The organism is Bradyrhizobium sp. SZCCHNRI20481, assembly GCF_032485055.1.
Taxonomy (GTDB): Bacteria; Pseudomonadota; Alphaproteobacteria; order Rhizobiales; family Xanthobacteraceae; genus Bradyrhizobium.
In genome coordinates this window covers 344,786-361,732 of sequence record NZ_JAUEUE010000003.1, presented here as the reverse complement: position 1 = coordinate 361,732, position 16,947 = coordinate 344,786, and the positions used below count along the sequence as shown (strand labels likewise).

Sequence of the window (16,947 nt, the reverse complement as noted above, 5' to 3'; positions counted from 1 at the left end):
GACATTGATAGTTGAAGGCGGTGTTGAGCATCGGTCGTGGCAAGTCAATCGGAAAACCTGACATCCCACAGCCCGTCGGCGCATCGCGGGGGCGCGGCGCGCGCATGACGCCCTCCTCGCCCGAAATGCTCATCCGCGTCGTCGGCATCCTGCTCGGCATCTGGATCGACCGGATCGCGACGCGGCCTGCTTGGGCATAGGCCTGCCAACGGCAAGCCGCGATATCAACCGAAAGCTCAGATCGGCCCCGCGCCGGCGCGGCTGAAGAAGGCGTTGAGCTCCTCGGCCAGAACGGCAGGCTGCTCTTCCGGAATGTAGTGGCCGCACGAGGAGATGGTGATGCCCTCGACGTGATCGGCGACCTCCCTGAGCGGCGCGGCCATGTCCACGATCGATCCCTGGTCGGCACCGACGGCGAGCACCGGGGGCTTCAGCTTGCCTCTTTGTTTCAGCTCGCGGTTCTGACACGCGGACAGTGCGGCGGCACGATAATAAGCGAGCCCGGCGCGCAAGCCGCCGGCCTTGGTCAGCACGCGGGCGTATTCGTCGAGATCGCGTTCGGAGAACGCTTCGGGATTGGCACCCTTCCGGCGCAGGAACCAAGCGAGATAGTCGCGTTCGCGGCCGTGGATCAGCATCTCCGGGAGATCCGCGACGGCGTGGAACGCGAAGTGCCAAGTGCGCCACGCGCGGTCTGGCGCGAAGGGCAGCGCCTCGGGCAGGGTGACGCCGGGAATTCCTGCATCGAGCAGGGCCAGGCTGCGCACCTCGGCTTCGAACAGCGCCGCATAGGGATAAGCCACCCACGCACCGATATCGTGGGCCACCAGATGATAGCTGGTGACGCCGAGTTGCTGCAGCAGGCGATGCACCGCCGTGGCCAGGGTCTGAGTGTCGTAGCCTTCGGCTGGCCGGTCCGAATCGCCCTGCCCGGGGAGATCCGGCGCAATGACCCGATAGCGCGACGCGAGCAGTGGCATGACCTTGCGCCAGGCAAACCAGCTTTCGGGAAAGCCGGCGAGCAGCGCCACGACCTCGCCATCCGGCGGGCCACCGCTGACATAGTGCAGCCGAAGGCCATCGACGGTCTCGAAGCGGTGGGTAAAGCCCGGCAACGACGCATCGGCGCGACCGAACGGCTCGGCCGCGACCAGCCGCGACGGACTTTTGGCAGAGATGGCACTCATCAACTCGGTCATGGATCATTCTCCTAATTATAGAACAACTGTTTCCTATTTAGACACGACATCACGCGAACAAGGCGGCAGCCTGGTCTGCCACGGCCATCATCTCGCTCCTCGTGCGCCCTGTCTTGCCGACCACCCGAAATCCCTGGATCACGCAGAACAAGGCTCGGGCCACGACTTCCGCGTCGAGATCCGGCCGGATCGATCCATCCGCCTGGCCCAGCCTGATCAGGTCGCGCAACAGGGTCTCGACCCGCCGTAACGCTCCGCGGACCTTGGCAGCGGCCTCCGCATCCAAGGTGGCGAGTTCGGCCGCGCTGGTCACGACGAGGCAGCCGCGCCGGCCTTCGCTGTCGCTGGCGGATTCCGCGTAGAACTGCAGCAAGGCCTCCAGCTTGTCGCGGCCGCTGGGCTGCGCATCGATGCGCTCGCGCACCTGCTGGTCGCGGCGCGCGATGTAATGATCCAGCGTCGCCAGAAAGATCGCGCGCTTGTCCGCGAAGGCCTTGTAGAGGCTGCCGGTGGCGAGCTTCATGGCCGCGCGCAGTTCGGCCAAGGACGCGGCGTGGTAGCCGCGCTCGCTGAAGACCACCAGGGCCTTGTTCAGGGCGGTGTCCATATCGAACTCGCGCGGCCGACCGGGCCCGCGGCGCTCGGATGAATCCTGTTGCGACCTCGTCATTCCTCCTTTTAGGAAACATTCGTTTCCAAATCAAGAGCACTGAGCGGATCTCCGACGACCAGGTCAGTCTCCAAGCTGAAAGCGCTGGAACCGGTGCAGCTCGTCCTCGATGGTCCGCTTCAGCGCCTTGCGCCGGTCGCCGCGCGCCGCCTTGCCCTCGCCGACCCAGCTCCATTTCTGCATCAGGAGCTTGCCGTTCTGGCGGTCGGTCTTGAGATCGAGCGCGGCGACGATCTCGTCGCCGACCAGCACCGGCAGCGCGAAATAGCCGAACAGGCGCTTGTCCTTCGGGACATAGGCCTCGAAGCGATGATCATAGTCGAAGATCGCCTGCGTCCGCTTGCGCTGGATGATGAGCGGATCGAACGGCGACAGGATGTGCACGCGCTCGGAGCTGATGTCGATCGGCTCCTCCAGCGCGGCCGGCGTCGCCCAGTGCTCCTGCCTGCCGGCGCCCTCCAGCGTCACCGGCACGAGCTCGCCGCGCCGGACCCTGGCATCGATGACCCGGCGCACCGCGGCCTTGCTTGGCGCATTGAGATGGCAGAGCGAATCGAGGCTCACGACGCCTTGGGCGCGCAAGCCGCGGTCGAGCAGATAGGCTGCGATCTCGCGATCGTTGGCGCCCTTCGGCAGCCGTTGCCAGCCGAAATGCCGGGCGGTGAGGTCGTAGGTCTTGAGCATGCCGTCGCGGCCCGACACCGTCAGCACGCCCTCGTAGAAGCCGAGCTGCAGCGCGCGCTTCGACGGCTTGCGGCTGGCCCAGGCGTGGTCCTTCTCGCGCAGCACGTCGTCGTCGATGTCGCGGATCGTCAGCGCGCCGCCTTGGCGGATCAGCCGCATGACCTTGCGCGTATCCTCGGGCTTCACGGTCTGCAGCCAGCGATGGCCCTCGCGGCGGTAGCGGCGCATCGCCGGAACGAAGTAGCGGAAGTCCTGCAGCGGGATGTAGGACAGCGCGTGGGTCCAATATTCGAAGACGGTCTTGTCGGTGCTCTGCGCCTGCCTGAGATCGGCGCGGCGATAGGCGGGAATGCGGCTGAACAGGATGTGGTGATGGCAGCGCTCGATCACGTTGATGGTGTCGATCTGCACATAGCCGAGATGAGCAATGGCGGCGGCGACCGCCTCGGGGCCCGCGCCGAACGGCGCCTCGGCATCGAGCCGCTGCGCGCGCAGCCAGATGCGGCGCGCCTGCGGCTTGGAGAGCGGGATGGGCGTGGGGACAGCGGGCATGCCGCGCAATGGTGCGAGATTCGCCCCCGCTCCCGCAACGGCAAATCAGGCCGGCGAGATCCCCTTGCGGAACCTCACGGCTTGGCCTTGTCCGGAATGCTGCCGGTGGCGATCTCGGCCTTGCAGCTGGCGCGGCCGGGATCGGGCGCACGGCACTTGTAGATGCGGCCGGTCAGGCGGTCGACCAGCCAGGCCGTATCCTCGGCCGGACTTTCCAGGCCGACATAGCGGTTGCCGACCGCGGTGATCAGCGTCGACAGCAGGATCGATGCCGCAATGATGCCAGCCCCGATCAGCGTCGACATGGAACCGGCTGATCCCGTCTGATCCTGACTGCTCGCCCGATGGGACTGATAGTCGCGCCTGTGCGATGGGTTGAACACGGCTCTGCTTTTCTGTCTGCGTTTCTTAGACTACGAATCCAGTCGCCGTTCGCGTTCCTCAGGTTTGCGATTTTTTCCCGGCGAACGCTATCCGGTAGAACCGCATCTGGCCGATTTGTTGTTCGCTGACCGGCCACCTGCCGGTCGCTTTGCGGCAGCGCGCGGCGCGTCCCGCGGACCACTCGCTTCGCCCCTCAAGGGCCGCCCGGTCCGGCAACGTGACGTCGATCACATTTGGCGCTTTGAACCCGTTCTATCGTTCCCGCATCCAATGGCCATAGGGCATGACGACACGAGGATAACGACGATGACCCCATATTTTGGACGCTTTGCAGTTCAGGCGGCGGCGTTCTCCGCGATGCTGGCGATCGGCGCAGGCACCGCTCTCGCCGGCGAGGCCGTGTCGGCCGACAAGATCCTCAACGCGCTGAAGCCGAAGGCCGTGACGCGCGGCATTTCGGTCGGACCGCAGGCGACCCCGCAGGCCGACGCGGCAGCGCAGGCGAAGCAGGCGGCCTTCATCGACAGCATGCGCAACCGCAAGACCCGCTCGCTGTCGCTCGGCGAGCGCGAGCAGATCGCCGAGATCGCGGCGACCAAGCCCAAGATCGATCTCGAGATCCAGTTCGACTACAACTCGGCCGAAATCAGCAAGGCCTCGATGCCGGCCGTGCAGGAGCTCGGCAAGGCGCTGTCCGATCCGAACCTGAAGGGCTCGACCTTCGTGGTCGCCGGCCACACCGATGGCATCGGCAGCGACGGCTTCAACCAGGATCTCTCCGAGCGCCGTGCCGACACCATCAAGCGCTATCTGGTCGAGAAGTTCGCCCTCGCCGGCCAGGACCTCGTCACGGTCGGCTATGGCAAGACCAAGCTCAAGGACGCGGCCAACCCGGCCGATCCGCTCAACCGGCGGGTCCAGGTCGTCAACATGGACACCAAAACCGCGGCGAAGTGAGCGCTCCGCCGCGCATCGCCCCGCCCGCCCACGGTCCCTGGCGGACGGGGCGCTTTTTGTCCGGATTCAGATCCAGCTCTGGAACAGCATCAACCGGGTGAAGGTCTGCATCGTCGTGCCGATGAAGGCGGCGCTGACCGGCAGCATCGCGACGAAGCCCAGCACCACCACGGCGACATAGCTCCACAGCACCCAGCGCGGCCAGCGGCTCAGCGCATGGACGAGCGCGAGGCTCGCCAGCGTCGCCGACGGCAGATAGTAGTAGATGAAGCTCAGCGCGCGCGGCAGCAGCGCCCAGGGCAGATAGCAGCCGAGATAGAACGCCAGGATCAGGAACGCCGTCGCGCTGCGCGTCGCGATGAAATCCCGGACGCAGATGCCGAGCGCGGCAAGTGCCGGCCACAGCACCAGCGGATTGCCGAGCAGCACCACCGCGGCGATGTCGGTGTCGCTGGTCTTGTCGAACAGGAACCAGACCGGACGGACCAGCAACGGCCAGGTCGGCCACGCGCTCATGTAGGTATGGCCGGCGATCGCCGTGGTGACGCTGTCGGCGAAGATGCGCCGCTGCGCTTCGAAGATGCCGATGACGGACAGGCCGTGCAGCGGGACGAAGGTCGCGAGATAGCAAACGGCCGGCATCGCGACGAGGCACAGCACGATCTGCAGCCAGCTCAGTTGCGGCCATTGCTCGGGCCGATACCAGTCGGTCGGCTCGGCATCGCCGAACGAGGTCTGCCAGTGCTGCAACAGCTTGATGAGAGCGACGATGAGAAGCGCCGTCAAGAGCGGAAACAGCCCGCTCCATTTGCAGGCGATCGCAAGGCCGAACAGCGCGCCCGCCAGCGCGAACACGACCTGCGGCCGGCGCTGCCTGAACGAAAACAGAAAGGCCGCGATCCCGAGCAGGCTGAAGGCGAGCGCGCCGATGTCGAGCATCGCGATGCGCGCCTGCACGAACAGCATCTGGTTGAAGGCCGCGAGCAGCGCCGCTGCGATGGCAGGCCATTGCGCCGCGAACAGCGCCAGGCCGCACAGATAGATGGCGGCAACGGCGAGCCCGCCGAGCACGGTACCGGGATAGCGCCATGCGAAGGCGTTGTCGCCGAACGTCCTGATCGACAGTGCAATCAGCTCCTTGGCGAGCGGCGGATGCATCGGATTGAGCTGCGGCGTCGCCGGCGCCAGTCCCAGCATCTGCCGCGCCGCCGGGACGTAATGCACCTCGTCGAAGACGAATTTCGGCGGCGAGGCGAGCCCGATCATCAGCACGACGTGCGCGATCGCGAAGATCAGCAATGCCGTCATCACACAGCGGCGGACCGACAGAGCGCCATCCTGCGCAACCTCGCCGTCCTCGTCGTCGTCATCCCGGCGAGCAGCAGATACCTTCATGGGCCTCCGCGTTGAACTGATCTCACGGTGACGGCAACTAACCACCGAACGGTCATCGAGGCAAACTTGTGCCCATTTTACAACAACCCCGCGCGCCGTCTTCGGCTAGATTGAGCAGGAAACAATCTTCGGTGTGGATATGAGTCTGCGTCGCCGAATCTGTGTCGCTGCGATCTCGGCGGCCGCCCTGCTGGGCGTCGCGGGCGGCGCAAGCGCCGACGGCCGCATCGGCGAAGCCGTGCTGGTGCAGAAGGACGTGCTGCGCGTTGCAGGTGCCTCGAGCAGCCCGATCAGCGTCGGCGACGGCGTCGTGCGCAACGAAACGGTGCGCACCGGCAATGACAGTGCCGCGCGGCTCGTCATGATCGACAGCACCAATCTCTCGCTCGGCGCCAACGCCACCCTGACGCTCGACCGCACCGTCTTCAACGACGAGACCAGCTATCGCGACATCGCGATCCGGCTCGGCACCGGCGCGTTCCGCTTCGTCACCGGCCATTCCGAGAAAACCGCCTACAAGATCAACACGCCGCTGGCGACCATCGGCGTGCGCGGCACCATCCTCGACATCCGCTCGCAGCGCGGCCAGACCATGGTCGTGCTGCAGGAAGGCGCCTCGCGGGTCTGCACCCTCACCTTCCAATGCCTCGAGCTGACGCAGCCGGGCGACACCGCGATCATCACCGCGACCGGCCAGGGCCGAAGCGCGATCAAAAAGACCGGCAATCCGTCGTGGAGCTTTGCCGCCACCTGCGCGTCGACATCGGGCCTTTGCACGGTCACCGATCTCGCCAGTAATGCGCCGCCGCAGGACTTCACCGGCATCCTGTGCGGGCGGTGACGATGAGAACGCGCCGCGGTCAGCTTGCTCTCCTGATGACCGCCATCGCCGGCGGGCTGCTCCCGCTCGCCCTGCAGGCCGCGCCGGCCGCCGCGCAGAGCAGTTGCGGGGCGGACAATTTCGCGGCGGCGCTGTGCCCGACCCCGTCGCCGTCGCCGACCTCCTCGCCCACCGCCACGCCCACGCCGTCGGCCACGCCGATATCGACCTCCAGCCCGACGCCGACGCCCTCGCCCTCGATCTCGCCGACCCCGTCGCCGACGCCCACCGGCGCGGGAAACAGCGCGAACGCGATCAACGGCCTCGCCGACCAGCGCTTCAACCAGATGATCACCAACCGGGTGCTCGGGCTGGTGCTGCTCGGCGTCAACGAGCAGGTCAACTGCAACGACTGCGTCAGCGCGTTCGGCTCGGCCGGCTCGTTCTCGGCCGGCATCCATGGCCGCAAGCAGCTCACCAACAATCTGGCGCTGCTCGCCGGCCTCGCCTACACGCATTACAACGAGAACGGCTACCACGTGACCTCGGCGCCGATCGGCGCCTTCGCGCTGCGCTACGACTTCACCGATTGGGGCTCGTCGCGGCCGTTCTTCGACATCGGGACGATCCTGACGCCGTATGAGCGCGTGCGCTACAGCCGGAGCTATGCGACGAGCCTCGGCAACGTCACGGCGGACGGCACCACCACGGCGTCGAACTACGCGGTCTATGGCCGCGCCGGCTGGATCAGCCGGTTGTCGCCGCGCGACGAGCTCGCGGCGTCGGTCGAGCTGTGGCAATTGTGGCAGCACGTCGCCGGCTATCGCGATCCCGCGGTGGCCTTCAACCCGTTCGATGCGACGATCGCCGGCGGCACCGACCGCACCAGCCTGGTCAAGGTCGGCGGCCAATGGACCCACCTGTTCGGCTCCAGCATCGAAGCCAACATCAATGGCGGCTACGTCCAGTCGTTCGCGACCAGCTCCGGCATCGTCGCCACCGTCACCGGCAACGGCACGGTGACGCCGACCATGGGCAACCAGGGCTGGTTCGAATATGGCGGCCGGCTCGGCTTCCGCCTGCCGCAGGGCTGGATCGCCGATCTGTTCGTCAACGGCACGCTCGGCCCGCAGCCGGTCGGCAACACCATCCACGGCGGCATCGGCCTGCGCGTCCATTATTAGCGGCTGGCCCGGCGCCGAGCGGATCACCCTCGCTCCGTCAAAATTTCATGATCGGCCTGCGCTCGGGTCGCCTTGACCCGCGCCCGCCGGCGGACCTATTGAATGACAATCATCATTTAAACGCGCTGGCTCGCCAGGCGCGCGGAGATCCGATGGACGTTTTCACCCAGGCGACCACCGAAGCCCTGCCCGGTGTTGCGGCGGCGCCGTTCGAGCCGGCCCCGGAGCCGCCGCGCGCCAAGGCCGCGTCGGTCCGCACGGCATTGCTCTCCGGCCCGGTGCTGCCGGCGCTGTTCCGGTTGGCGCTGCCGACCATGACCGTGCTGGTGGCGCAAACCGCGGTCAACGTCGCCGAAGCGTATTACGTCGGCTTCCTCGGCACCGATGCGCTGGCCGGCGTCGCACTGGTGTTCCCGATCTTCATGCTGATGACGATGATGTCCAATGGCGGCATCGGCAGCGGCGTCTCCTCGGCGGTGGCGCGCGCGGTCGGCGCCGGGCACAACGCCGATGCCGATGCCATCGCGTTCCATGCCATCGTGCTGGCGGTGATCGCCGGCGGCCTGTTCACGCTTGCGACCGCGCTGTTCGGCCCGGCCCTGTACCATGCGCTCGGCGGGCGAGCCGGCGCGCTGGAGGCGGCGCTGCGCTACTCCAACTATCTGTTCGCCGGCGCGATCCCGGTGTGGATCGTCAATCTGCAGGCGGCGGCGCTGCGCGGCGCCGGCAATGTGCGGGTGCCGGCGTTGGTCACCCTGGTCGGCGCGCTGGTCATGATTCCCGCCTCGCCGCTGCTGATCTTCGGCCTCGGCCCGCTGCCGGGGCTCGGCATCGCCGGCGCGGGCATCGCCTTCGGCCTCTATTACTGCGGCGCCATGCTGGTGCTGCTGCGCTACATGGCCTCCGGCCGCTCCAGCCTGCATGTGCGCGTTGCGCGGCTGCAGGCCCGGCTGTTCGCCGACATCCTGGGAGTCGGGCTGCCGACCGCGCTCAACGCGGTCATGGTCAATCTCACCGTCATCCTGGTGACCGCGCTCGCCGGCCGCTTCGGGACCTCCGAGCTCGCCGCCTACGGCATCGCCTCACGGCTCGACTACATCATGATCCCGATCCTGTTCGGGCTGTGCACGGCCACCCTGACGATGGTCGGCATCAATGTCGGCGCCGGCCAGCGCGGCCGTGCGCGCCGCATCGCCTGGATCAGTGCCCTGGCGGGCGCAGCCCTGGTCGGGACCATCGGCCTGATCGTGGCGCTGCATCCGCCGCTCTGGCTCGGCCTGTTCAGCCGCGACGCCGAGGTTCTGCGCGAGGGCGCGACCTATCTGCGCACCGTGGCGCCGGCCTACGCCGCGCTCGGCTTCGGCTTCGTGCTCGCTTTTGCCGGCCAAGGCGCGGGCCACGTGCTGTGGCCATTCGTCGGGTCCGCCCTGCGCGTGCTGATCGCGGCGGGCGGCGGCTACATCGCAATCATCATGCTCGGCGGCGGCATGGCCTCGCTCGCCGCGATGGTCACGCTGTCGCTCGTCGTCTACGCATTGGTGTGCAGCCTCGTTCTCTCGCCCCGGATCTGGCGCTCGCCTCGTTAGCGCGACATGCACCGGCGGGCGCAATCCAACCGCTTGCAACTCACAAGCCGTCACCGCCAAATACAGGCAATTCGCGCGGCTGCTACCAATGAGTGGTGCGAACGGGCACCTGTCGATGATCCGACAAACGGGCTGATAACCTTCCGCTTCCGCTACTCCGCTGCCGGGTTCCTTTATGGAACCGGATTCAGCATGCGGTAATGTCTGACCGCCACTTCCTTGCAGCAGAGGCTCGCATCCGCCGGCGTCGAGCCTCGGACAGCCATCAGCAGGAAGCGTTGCACATGACCGCATCGATTTCGTCGAAGACTCTTCGCGATCTGGCATGGAGATTTGGCCGCGCGAAGGATGGCCAGATCAGCATGATCTTCGCCATCACCATCATCCCCATCCTGGTGTCGGTCGGCGCCGCCGTCGATTTCGCCAAGTCCAGCGACACCAAGGCGCAGTTGCAGAAGTCGGTCGACGCCGCGGTCCTCGCCGGCGTGACCCAGGCCAGCGCGCAGCAGGTCTCGACCGCGAGCGCGGTGTTCTCGGGCAGCTTCAAAGGCCGGTTCGGCACCGGCACAACGGCGACCTTCACGCCCAACAGCGACGGCTCGCTGTCGGGCACCGCGACGACCTCGGTGAAGACCTCGTTCCTCAACGTGATGGGCACGACATCGCTCGGCGTGACGGCGTCCGCAACGGCCAAGGCCGGCGCGCAGACTACGTCGCCCGTGTGCATCCTGCTGGTCAGCACCATCAACGCGCAATCATTGCTGGTGAATTCCGGGGCCCAGCTCAATGCGCCGAGCTGCGAGATCCACGTGCTGTCGACGCAGAGCCCGGCCGCGATGTTCAACGCCACGCTCAACGTCAAGCGCATCTGCATTAAGGGCACCAATATCACCAAGAACGGCGGCGCCACTCCGCCGGCCGAGACCGGCTGCGCGGCGATCTCCGACCCATTTGCCGGCAAGCTGCCCGCCGTCACGGTGGGCGCGTGCACCACCAACAACAAAGTCTATGATCCCGGCTCGGTCACGCTCAGCCCCGGCGTCTATTGCGGCGCGACCAACTTCAACGGCTCCGGCACGCTGACGCTCAATCCGGGCCTCTACATCATCAAGGGCGGCGCGATGACCTTCAACTCGGGATGGACGGTGACCGGCAGCGGCGTCACCTTCTACCTCGTCGACCAGAACGCGACGCTCACCTTCAACGGCAACGTCAATGCGACGCTGTCGGCGCCGACCAGCGGCACCTACGCCAATATCCTGATGTACGAGCCGAGCGGCCTGTCGACGACGAACCTTCCGATCAACGGCACCAGCAGCTCGTCCTACACCGGCCTGATGTATCTGCCGAGCCGCAACGTCACCATCAACTCGGTCTCGACCATGAGCAGCAACAGCGTCACGATGGTGTTCAACACGCTGATCCTGAACCAGACCAACTGGGCGATCGCGCCCGGCGCGTTGTCGATGTCGGCGGCCAGTGGTCCGGCCGGCACGGCGTTCCTGTCGAGGTAGTTGCCATAGCTGAGCCAATTCTCGTGAGTGCTGTTTCAGCGGCTGGTCGCCGGGACTGACGACCCGGCTTCACGAGAAGATATCAGCTCCTCTCTTCCGAGATGAAACGGAGCTGCATCCCGCCACCGTTACTCCATTCCCTCTCCCCGTTCTTCACGGCAGAGGGAACGCGGTGTCGCTGGCGGCTGCAGCGTCGTTTCAGCAGTGCAAGGACTTCACCAGCTCACCAGAGCCGCTCGCGCCCTGCGTCTCGGCCGCCGCCTCTGCCGACTCCACAAGCCGCCGCCAGCCCGCCCACTCACCTTCGTCGCCACTCCCTCCCCTTGACACCCTCTCCCGTTTCAGGTGACGTTACGTTATAACATTGCATAAAGAGGCCGCATGCCCGTTCGCCGGCACCGACCCCTCCCCCTGAAGAGGCTGTTCGATCTCGATGCGCAAACTCCCCGTCACGGTCTTGTCCGGCTTCCTCGGGGCTGGGAAGACCACTTTGCTCAACCACATCCTGAACAACCGCCAACGACTGAAGGTGGCGCCGCGCCAACGAGGCGGCCTGACCAGCCCGCATCCGAACCGAAAGTCCTCGGGTGCAACGAACCGCGAGACACACGCGCGACAGTCGCCCCTGCTTCGCGTGTGAGAGGGAAGGCGGTATAGCCGCTCCCTGCCCGGCGGAGCCGTCGCGAGACGGCTCCGCCAATTCCTTGATGGCTACGACTTCGACTCGGCGGGATCGCGGTGCACCGGGTCGATCCACAGCACCGTCTCGGGCTTCTCGACCGGCTCGATATCGATGTTGACCGCGACCGCCTCGCCGTCGCTGCGCACCAGCACGCATTCGAGCACTTCGTCCGGGCTCGCATTGATCTCCTGGTGCGGCACGTAGGGCGGCACGAAGATGAAATCGCCGGGACCGGCCTCCGCGGTGAACTGCAGCCGATCGCCCCAGCGCATCCGCGCCTTGCCCTTCACGACGTAGATCACGCTCTCGAGATGACCGTGATGATGCGCCCCGGTCTTGGCGTCAGGCCTGATCGTGACCGTGCCCGCCCACAATTTCTGCGCTCCGACGCGCGCGAAGTTGATCGCCGCCTTGCGGTCCATGCCCGGCGTCGACGGCACGTTGGAATCGAGCTGATTGCCCGGAATGACGCGGACGCCGTCGTGCTTCCAGCGCTCGTCGCCGTGATCGTGGGAATGGCCGTGCGCGTGATCGTGAGAGCCTGACATGATTTCTTCTCGGGATTTCATCTGTTCGAGGGAACCAAGCCATTGTTAGCCGAAATGCCGCAGCGAAGCTATTCGCCGTTCCCCACGAACCTTTCTGCATCGCGTGCGTTGGATCGGTGGAGTTCACACAAACAGCGGAGGACGAAGTCATGGGTGCCACCACCGACAAGATCAAGGGCGTCGCCAACGAGACCATCGGCAAGGCCAAGCAGGGCATCGGCGAAGCCACCGGCTCCGAGCGCCTGCAGGGCGAGGGTGCCGTGCAGGAAATCAAGGGCAAGGGCCAGCAGGCGCTGGGCGATGCCAAGCAGGCGACCAAGGACGCGGTGAACACCGCCGCCGGCGCCGCCAACAAGAATCTCTGAGCAGGATCGGCGCGGTCGCGGAGATCGCGCGAAGACGCTATCAACTACAAGACCGGCCCCTCACGGGGCCGGTCTTTGCATCGTCGTTAGTTGACGATAGATGGCAACTATCAGCCAGATCATTACAGCGCTCCAGCCGGCGCCCATGAATGCGCCCTCTCCCCTTGTGGGAGAGGGCATGTAGGACAGCGCCACGAGCTCGGTCGGGTGAGGGGTCTCTCTCCATGAGCGTCGCTCGCCGAGAGAGACCCCTCACCCCATTGTGTTCGCGGTTGGGCCCGTGATGCCCTCTCCCACAAGGGGAGAGAGCGCTGTATCGCGCAGCACGCTTGGTTGCCCTCCCGGCATCATTCGCGCGCCTTACTTCACGCCGAGCAGTTCGACGTCGAACATCAGCGTCGCGTTCGGCGGAATCACGCCGCCGGCGCCGCGGGCGCCGTAGCCCAGCTCGGGCGGAATGATCAGGGTACGCTTGCCGCCGACCTTCATGGTGGCGACGCCCTCGTCCCATCCAGCGATCACGCGCTTCATGCCGATCGGGAATTCGAACGGCTCGTTGCGATCCACCGACGAGTCGAACTTCTTGCCCTTCTGGCCGTTCTCATAGAGCCAGCCCGTATAGTGCATCACGCAGGTCTGACCGCGCGTCGGCGTGGCGCCGGCGCCTTCCTTGGTGTCGATGATCTGCAGTCCGGAGGGAGTGGTCATGGTCTTTCCTGTGGGTTTGGCGGAACTGGTCTGTGCCGAGACCGCGCGGGAGCCCAGCAAGACACCGGCCGCGGCCGATGCCGCCGCCATCAGCGCAACTCTTCTGTTCATCGGACGCCGCATGCTCCAGACCGCCTCTGCTCGTTCACGGGAGCCGCGGTTTAGCTCATGCGGGAGCGGCTGACCAGCCCGGCATCGACTTCCGAAAAAAATAATTCACTTGCGCATAATCGGAAATCATGATTTTCTCCGCGCATCCCGCCTCACCGCAGAGGGGCGTAGCGCGCGATCGTCACGACACGCGAGGTGGGATGCGATGGCCGCGTTGTTGCCGCAGCGTGTCTTCGGACGCGCCGACGAACGGCAGCTTGCGGACGTGAAGTCGCAGCGTCCTGATACCCCGATGCTGGTATCACGCGCGGTGCGCGCAAGCGCATTGTCGCAATGGTGGCCAACAAGCCCGGCGCACCAGGGAGACTGCGTATAAGCGTGAAGACCGTCGCGCAGGGAATGCCGGTTGAATCGGCTTTGCCTGTGGTACCTGCCGCCTGCATTTTTTTTCGCAGGCGGGCCATGGGTGAGGCCTTCACCCGGCATTCCCTGCGCCCTCTGCATTTTGCAAGGGCCACGATGATCGCAGACCTCGGGCGTCCGTGCCGCGAGAACGAGACCGTGTGTCGATCGTTGTTTGAGCCGTGTATCCGCCCCATCCACCGCCGTCGTCCCGGCGCCGATCCGGGGCCCATACGCCGCGGCGGACGTGACGTGCGAGGAACTAACGGCTGGCCTGCCTCAAACCACTGCCTGGGGTTATGGGTCCCGGCGCAAGGCCGGGACGACAGCGGTGTGTGTGGATGCGGCTTGCGTAGCCACCATCGTCATTGCGTGGAGCGAAGCGACGAAGCAATCCGGGGTCACGATCGCCACTCTGATCGTTTCGCTGCGCTCGCGATGACGAACGCACGGAGGAATTCCGGCACCTCAATAGCCCAGCGCACAGCCGTCCTTGCGCGGGTCGGAGCCGCCGGTGAGCGTGCCCTTGTCCCAGTCGATCCAGATCGCCTGACCGCCGCCGAGCGGCGACACCACCTTGGCGGTCTTGTGGCCGATCTTCTGCAAGCCCTCGACCACCTCGGCCGGCACGCCGTCCTCGAGCTGATAGACGCCCTCGTAGTGCAGACCGCGCGCCATATCGATCGCTTCCTGCACGTCGCAGCCATAGTCGAGGATGTTGGTCAGCACGTGGGTCTGGCCGACCGGCTGATACTGGCCGCCCATGACGCCGTACGACATCTGGGCGCGGCCGGCCTTGGTGGCGAGCGCCGGGATGATCGTGTGCAGCGGACGCTTGCCCGGGCCGATGCAGTTCGGATGGCCCGGCTGGATGCGGAAGCCGCCGGCGCGGTTCTGCAGCAGCACGCCGGTCTCGTTGGAGACGATGGCCGAGCCGAACGAATGCGCGATCGAATTGATGAAGGAGCAGACGTTGCGGTCGCGGTCGACGACCGTGATGTAGACCGTCTCCGGATTCATCGGTGGCGCGACGTTCGGCAGGTCGAGCAGCTTGTCGAGGCTGATCTGCGAGATGTACTCGTCGGCGAACTCCTTGGCGAGGATGCTGGCGACCTCGGTCGTCATGTGCGCGGGATCGCCGATGTGCTGCTCGCGCATCATGTAGGCGATACGGGCGGCCTCGGCCTCGAGGTGAAAGCGCTCGACGCTGAGCGGATCGATGCGCGTGAGGTCGAAGCGCGAGAGGATGTTGAGCATCACCAGCATGGTGATGCCCGGGCCGTTCGGCGGGCACTGCCAGACGTCGTAGTCCTTGTAGGTGGTGCCGATCGGCGAGGTCACCTCGGTCTGGTGGTTGGCGAAATCCTCCAAGGTGTGCAGGCCGCCGATGCCACGCAGCGTCTGCACCATGTCCTCGGCGACCGCGCCGGTATAGAAGCCCTTCGGCCCGTCCTTGGCGATGACGCGCAGGGTCTGCGCCAGCTCCGGCTGGCGGATCACGTCACCCACGGCAGCGGCCTTGCCATGCGGCAGAAAGTAGCGCGCGGTGTTGGTGCCGTTCTTGAGCTTCTCGAACTGGTTGTTCCAGTCGAACGCGACACGCGGCGCCACCACATAGCCGTCCTCCGCGGCGCGGATCGCGGGCTGCAGCAGCCGGTCGAGCCCGAGCCGGCCGTGGTCGCGCAGGATGCGGTCCCAGGCATCGATCGCGCCGGGCACGGAGACGGCATGAGCCGAGGTCAGAGGGACCGAATGGATCTTGCGCTCGAGAAACCAGTCCACGGTCGCGGCGGCGGGCGCCCGGCCCGAGCCGTTATAGGCCATGATCCGGCCTTCGCCCCTGGGTTGGACCAAGGCGAAGCAGTCGCCGCCGATGCCGGTCGATTGCGGCTCGATCACCCCGAGCAGAGCGCAGGCCGCCACCGCCGCGTCGGCTGCAGTGCCGCCGGCCCGCAGCACCTCGATCCCGGCCAGCGCCGCCTGCGGGTGCGAGGTGGCGATCATTCCGTTCTGGGCGTGGACCGTCGACCTGCCGGGGAAATGGAAGCTTCTCATCGTTGCTCGCTGCGTGATCGTTTGGTGGCTGGAATGCCAGTGCTGACCGGCTACATCGCACATTCCTTCCAGGCTCGGCAATGCCCGGGGATACCAGCTTTTCTATGGTCAGCTCTGCTGGTAAACGGCCGCATGCCCCTCGCCGTCGCCGCCTTTTATCAGTTCGTCGCCCTGCCGGATTTTCGCGACCTGCGCGCGCCGCTCCACGCCTTTTGCGCCGAGCGCGGCATCAAGGGCAGCGTCCTGCTGGCCGAGGAGGGCATCAACGGCACCGTGGCCGGGACCGAACCGGCAATTGCCGCTCTGGTCGGCGAGTTTCGCGACGGAACGCTGTTCGCCGGCCGGCTGGACAGTCTGGAGCTGAAATACTCGCGCGCCACGGCCATGCCGTTCCGGCGCCTCAAGGTGCGGCTGAAGCGGGAGATCGTCACGCTCGGCGATCCCGCCGCCAATCCGACCCGGCAGGTCGGGACCTATGTCAGTCCCGCCGATTGGAACGCGCTGATCGCCGCGCCGGATACCGTCGTGCTCGACACAAGGAATGCGTTCGAGGTGGCGATGGGGACGTTCGAAGGCGCGGTCGATCCAGGCCTGCAGAGCTTCGGGCAGTTCAAGGATTTTGCGGAACGCGCACTCGATCCTGCGAGGCACAAGCGGATCGCGATGTTCTGCACCGGCGGCATCCGCTGCGAGAAGGCGAGCGCGCTGCTGCTGGCGCGCGGCTTTTCCGAGGTCTACCACCTCAAGGGCGGCATCCTGAAGTATCTCGAGGAGATCCCGGAAGCCGAGAGCCGCTGGCGCGGCGGCTGCTTCGTGTTCGACGAACGCGTCGCGCTCGGCCACGGTCTGCGGGAGCACAGCGCGGCTACGATCAAGGCAGTTCCGGAGGGCGCACGCGATGAGCAGCTCTGATCCATCCAACGCGGTGCTCGGCGAGCGAATCGACACGCTGGAGATGCGCCTCACCTTCCAGGACGACACGATCGAGACGCTGAACCAGACCATCACCGCGCAGTGGCGCGAGATCGATGCGCTGAAGCGCAAGATCGCCCTGCTGGTCGAGCGGCTCGAGGACGCGCAAAGCAATGCCGAGGGGCCGCGCAATGAGCAGCCGCCGCACTACTGATCGTG

Annotated in this window: 17 protein-coding genes and 1 pseudogene; 10 read left to right on the top strand and 8 right to left on the bottom strand. The window is 66.2% G+C overall.

Annotated features, from left to right (window positions below; all coding sequences use genetic code 11):
* Window positions 1-11 precede the first annotated feature (11 nt).
* On the top strand, window positions 12-200 hold the full coding sequence (locus tag QX132_RS06395) for a hypothetical protein (protein ID WP_315776109.1): 189 nt from the start codon (window positions 12-14) through the stop codon (window positions 198-200).
* Between the two features lie 36 nt (window positions 201-236).
* Here QX132_RS06395 and QX132_RS06390 read toward each other — a convergent pair whose 3' ends face one another.
* The 4 genes from QX132_RS06390 to QX132_RS06375 form a co-directional block, all read right to left on the bottom strand.
* Window positions 237-1,199: an alpha/beta hydrolase gene (locus QX132_RS06390; RefSeq protein WP_316160447.1), complete on the bottom strand. Its 963-nt coding sequence runs from the start codon at window positions 1,197-1,199 to the stop codon at window positions 237-239.
* A gap of 49 nt (window positions 1,200-1,248) precedes the next feature.
* The gene (locus QX132_RS06385) at window positions 1,249-1,806 is read right to left on the bottom strand and encodes a TetR/AcrR family transcriptional regulator (protein WP_315776107.1); all 558 of its coding nucleotides are present in this window, start codon (window positions 1,804-1,806) and stop codon (window positions 1,249-1,251) included.
* Window positions 1,807-1,932: 126 nt separating this feature from the next.
* On the bottom strand, window positions 1,933-3,105 hold the full coding sequence (locus tag QX132_RS06380) for a winged helix-turn-helix domain-containing protein (protein ID WP_316160446.1): 1,173 nt from the start codon (window positions 3,103-3,105) through the stop codon (window positions 1,933-1,935).
* A 74-nt stretch (window positions 3,106-3,179) separates the two neighbouring features.
* On the bottom strand, window positions 3,180-3,410 hold the full coding sequence (locus QX132_RS06375) for a hypothetical protein (RefSeq protein ID WP_315738409.1): 231 nt from the start codon (window positions 3,408-3,410) through the stop codon (window positions 3,180-3,182).
* 385 nt (window positions 3,411-3,795) lie between these two features.
* Here QX132_RS06375 and QX132_RS06370 point away from each other — a divergent pair, with 385 nt between their 5' ends.
* A complete protein-coding gene (locus QX132_RS06370; RefSeq protein WP_315738410.1) occupies window positions 3,796-4,446 on the top strand; it encodes an OmpA family protein in 651 nt (216 codons plus the stop codon).
* Window positions 4,447-4,512: 66 nt separating this feature from the next.
* On the opposite strand, the gene QX132_RS06365 is transcribed toward QX132_RS06370, so the two are convergent.
* A complete protein-coding gene (locus QX132_RS06365; RefSeq protein ID WP_316160445.1) occupies window positions 4,513-5,841 on the bottom strand; it encodes a phospholipid carrier-dependent glycosyltransferase in 1,329 nt (442 codons plus the stop codon).
* 139 nt (window positions 5,842-5,980) lie between these two features.
* Here QX132_RS06365 and QX132_RS06360 point away from each other — a divergent pair, with 139 nt between their 5' ends.
* From QX132_RS06360 to QX132_RS06340, 5 genes and pseudogenes are all read left to right on the top strand, one after another.
* Complete coding sequence (locus QX132_RS06360) at window positions 5,981-6,682, top strand: FecR domain-containing protein (protein ID WP_316160443.1); 702 nt, start codon at window positions 5,981-5,983, stop codon at window positions 6,680-6,682.
* Between the two features lie 2 nt (window positions 6,683-6,684).
* Window positions 6,685-7,845, top strand: a complete 1,161-nt coding sequence (locus QX132_RS06355; RefSeq protein ID WP_316160442.1) for a hypothetical protein — start codon at window positions 6,685-6,687, stop codon at window positions 7,843-7,845.
* A gap of 152 nt (window positions 7,846-7,997) precedes the next feature.
* Window positions 7,998-9,431, top strand: coding sequence for an MATE family efflux transporter (locus QX132_RS06350; protein WP_316160441.1), 1,434 nt, complete (start codon window positions 7,998-8,000; stop codon window positions 9,429-9,431).
* Window positions 9,432-9,715: 284 nt separating this feature from the next.
* Complete coding sequence (locus tag QX132_RS06345) at window positions 9,716-10,945, top strand: Tad domain-containing protein (protein ID WP_315776100.1); 1,230 nt, start codon at window positions 9,716-9,718, stop codon at window positions 10,943-10,945.
* A 433-nt stretch (window positions 10,946-11,378) separates the two neighbouring features.
* Window positions 11,379-11,480, top strand: a pseudogene (locus QX132_RS06340) (GTP-binding protein); the annotation flags it as partial.
* Between the two features lie 176 nt (window positions 11,481-11,656).
* On the opposite strand, the gene QX132_RS06335 reads toward QX132_RS06340, so the two are convergent.
* Window positions 11,657-12,175, bottom strand: coding sequence for a cupin domain-containing protein (locus tag QX132_RS06335; RefSeq protein WP_316160439.1), 519 nt, complete (start codon window positions 12,173-12,175; stop codon window positions 11,657-11,659).
* 149 nt (window positions 12,176-12,324) lie between these two features.
* On the opposite strand from QX132_RS06335, the gene QX132_RS06330 reads away from it, so the two are divergent.
* Complete coding sequence (locus QX132_RS06330) at window positions 12,325-12,540, top strand: CsbD family protein (protein ID WP_315750360.1); 216 nt, start codon at window positions 12,325-12,327, stop codon at window positions 12,538-12,540.
* Between the two features lie 360 nt (window positions 12,541-12,900).
* Here the strand turns inward: QX132_RS06330 and QX132_RS06325 are convergent, their stop codons facing one another.
* Window positions 12,901-13,359, bottom strand: coding sequence for an FKBP-type peptidyl-prolyl cis-trans isomerase (locus QX132_RS06325; RefSeq protein ID WP_410052846.1), 459 nt, complete (start codon window positions 13,357-13,359; stop codon window positions 12,901-12,903).
* A gap of 870 nt (window positions 13,360-14,229) precedes the next feature.
* The gene (gene ggt, locus QX132_RS06320) at window positions 14,230-15,816 is read right to left on the bottom strand and encodes a gamma-glutamyltransferase (RefSeq protein ID WP_315738417.1); all 1,587 of its coding nucleotides are present in this window, start codon (window positions 15,814-15,816) and stop codon (window positions 14,230-14,232) included.
* Between the two features lie 132 nt (window positions 15,817-15,948).
* On the opposite strand from ggt, the gene QX132_RS06315 reads away from it, so the two are divergent.
* Window positions 15,949-16,728 (top strand): rhodanese-related sulfurtransferase, encoded by a 780-nt coding sequence (locus tag QX132_RS06315; RefSeq protein WP_316160437.1) that lies wholly within the window; start codon window positions 15,949-15,951, stop codon window positions 16,726-16,728.
* Entirely contained in the window at window positions 16,715-16,942 is a 228-nt protein-coding gene (locus tag QX132_RS06310; RefSeq protein ID WP_315776097.1) for a SlyX family protein, read from the top strand. Before QX132_RS06315 ends, QX132_RS06310 begins: the two co-directional genes overlap by 14 nt.
* Window positions 16,943-16,947: the final 5 nt, after the last annotated feature.